This is a genomic window from Rhizobium mayense (assembly GCF_030272705.1).
GTDB classification, from domain to species: domain Bacteria; phylum Pseudomonadota; class Alphaproteobacteria; order Rhizobiales; family Rhizobiaceae; genus Rhizobium; species Rhizobium mayense.
In genome coordinates this window covers 1-2,639 of sequence record NZ_JARFYM010000083.1, presented here as the reverse complement: position 1 = coordinate 2,639, position 2,639 = coordinate 1, and the positions used below count along the sequence as shown (strand labels likewise).

The following is a 2,639-nucleotide window of genomic DNA, read 5'->3' as shown; positions in this document are numbered from 1 at the left end:
TATAGCGCGGCGATCAGGATGAGACGCTAGCGACAATCTAGATGAGACTCTTAAGTCGCGGTCGGGGTGAAGGTATCATGTTGATTGTCGCTGGCAAGAGTCTCGTCGGTTGCTGATTGCCGCTCCGCGACAAACGTGGCGGAGCTATTGACTGTCGCGAACGAAGCAGGCCTTCCACGCTGACGTTTGGCTTCCATGGCTGATCTGCGCCGGTAGCTTTCGACATTCATCTCGAAGATCGTCGCGTGGTGCACGAGACGGTCCACCGCGGCGAGGGTCATGGCGGGATCCGGGAAGACCCTGTTCCATTCTCCAAAAGGCTGATTGGCAGTGATCATGATGGATCGCCGCTCGTAACGGGCGGAGATGAGTTCGAAGAGCACACTGGTTTCGGCCTGGTCCTTGGTGACGTAGGCCAGATCGTCGAGGATGAGCAGATCGAACTTGTCGAGCTTGGCGATGGCGGATTCGAGCTGGAGCTCACGCCGTGCGACCTGCAGCTTCTGGACGAGGTCGGTCGTGCGAGTGAACAATACCCGCCAGCCGTTCTCGATCAGCGCGAGGCCGATGGCTGCAGCGAGATGGCTCTTTCCGCCGCCCGGCGGCCCGAACAGCAGGATGTTGGCACCTTTGGCGAGCCAGTTATCGCCGGCGGCAATGGCCATGACCTGGGCCTTGGAGACCATGGGCACGGCGTCGAAGGCGAAGCTGTCGAGCGTCTTTCCGGGCGGCAGATGCGCCTCGGCGAGGTGACGTTCGATCCTGCGATGCGCCCGTTCGGCCAGTTCGTGTTCGGCAATGGCCGAGAGGAAACGAGCCGCTGGCCATCCTTCACGATCGGCCTGCTCGGCAAATTGTGGCCACAGCATTTTGATTGTCGGCAGCCTCAATTCATTGAGCATGATGCCGAGCCGGGCTTCGTCGATGATGTGATTGGTCTTCATGCGACCTCTCCCACGTAAGCCGAACTGATCAGGGCTTCATAGCCATTGAGCGATGCGAGTTGCACATGAACGGTCGGCAACTGATCGGGGTCCGGGCCGAAGGCCGTTCTCAGGGCCGCCAAGTCAGGCAGTTTGTGGGCGTCGAGCATTCTGGCAAGCTCCTCGGCCAGTTCACGCTCGCAGCCGCGATCGTGCGCCAGCGCCAGCAGTTCGACGGTGATCTTGCAAGCCTGCCGATCAGGGAGTTGCTCGATGAGAGCGTCGAAAGTCCGTCGGTATTCCGGCCGCGGGAAGAGCTTGTCGCGATAGACGAGGTTGAGAAGCGCCATCGGCTTTTTGCGCAGAGAGTGGATGACGTGGTGATAGTTGACGACCTGATCGTGCTTGCCACTCGCCTGGGCGCGCCCTCGGGGCAGCGTCAGTAGATGCGTGCCGCCGATGAAGACGTCGAGGCGATCGTCAAACAAACGCACACGCAGCCGGTGGCCGATCAAACGGGAGGGGACGGTGTAGAAGACCTTGCGCAAGGCGAAGCCGCCGGTGCGCGACACGGTGACGACCACCTCTTCAAAGTCGGTGGTGCGGCGCTCGGGAAGCGCCTGCAGATGCGGGCGCTCGGTATCGATGCGCTTGCCATGCACGGCATTGCGACGGCTGACGATCTCATCGATGAAGGCACGGTAGGAGCGGAGATCGTTGAAGTCTCTGGTGCCGCGCATCAGAAGTGCATCGCGGATCGCGTTCTTGAGGTGGCCGTGAGAACTTTCGATCGAGCCGTTCTCGTGGGCGACACCCTTGTTGTTACGGGTTGGCGTCATTCGGTAATGAGCGCACAGTTCCTCATAGCGGTGCGTGAGATCGACCTTGGCATCGGCATCGAGGTTGCGGAAGGCGGCCGACAGGCTGTCGCTGCGGTGATAGAGCGGCGAGCCTCCAACGGACCACAGGGCGTTTTGAAGTCCCTCCGCCAAGGCGACGAAGCTTTCGCCGCCAAGAATGACATGGGCGTGCTCAAAACCTGACCAGACCAGCCGGAAGTGATAGAGCAGATGATCGAGCGGCTGACCGGCGACCGTCACGCCGAGGCTGCCCATGTCGGTAAAATCCGACAGCCCTAACCGGCCGGGCTCATGTGTCTGACGGAAGATCACCTCCTGCTCCTGGCCGTGAGCGGCCCGCCATGACCGGATGCGCCGCTCGAGTGTCCGGCGAATGCCTTCGGACAGCTCGGGATGACGCCGCAACATCTCGTCGTAAACGGCGACTGCACGAATGCCGGGAGCGGCCTTGAGGAGCGGAACCACCTCCGCGTCAAAGATATGCTCAAGCGGATCGGGGCGACGCCGACCGCGTGGCGGCTTGTTTTGCGACGGAAGGCGCTGCTCCTTCTCCATACGGAAAGCCGTCGCCCGGCTAATCGACGCCTTCGCGGCGGCGACCTCAACAGAATGCGTTTGTCGATACTTCATGAATAATCTCATCTGATGATCGGTTACATGGCGACCCGGCACAAAGGTGGTTCTCCATTCCAGAAAACCGCCAGCGTAGCGGGCCGACCGCGATCATGAGACGCCGAAATTTTGCGCCGCGGCGGGGATGTAACTCCGGTCGGGCTACGCCCTCCCTACGTCACACCCCCGCCGCAGAGTCTCATCCTGATTGACGCTGAATCTCACCGTGATTGCCGCCGCGCAC

Annotated in this window: 2 protein-coding genes; both read right to left on the bottom strand. The window is 61.2% G+C overall.

All coding sequences use genetic code 11. The annotated features are described in order from the left end of the window. Positions 1-50: 50 nt before the first annotated feature. Positions 51-944, bottom strand: a complete 894-nt coding sequence (gene istB / locus PY649_RS34590) for an IS21-like element helper ATPase IstB (protein WP_285873558.1) — start codon at positions 942-944, stop codon at positions 51-53. Next, positions 941-2,455: an IS21 family transposase gene (istA, locus tag PY649_RS34585; RefSeq protein WP_432761461.1), complete on the bottom strand. Its 1,515-nt coding sequence runs from the start codon at positions 2,453-2,455 to the stop codon at positions 941-943. Before istA ends, istB begins: the two co-directional genes overlap by 4 nt. Positions 2,456-2,639: the final 184 nt, after the last annotated feature.

Bases quoted from the DNA above. Each gene is read 5' to 3' on its own strand.
- istB (WP_285873558.1), bottom strand. From the start codon at position 944: ATGAAGACCAATCACATCATCGACGAAGCCCGGCTCGGCATCATGCTC.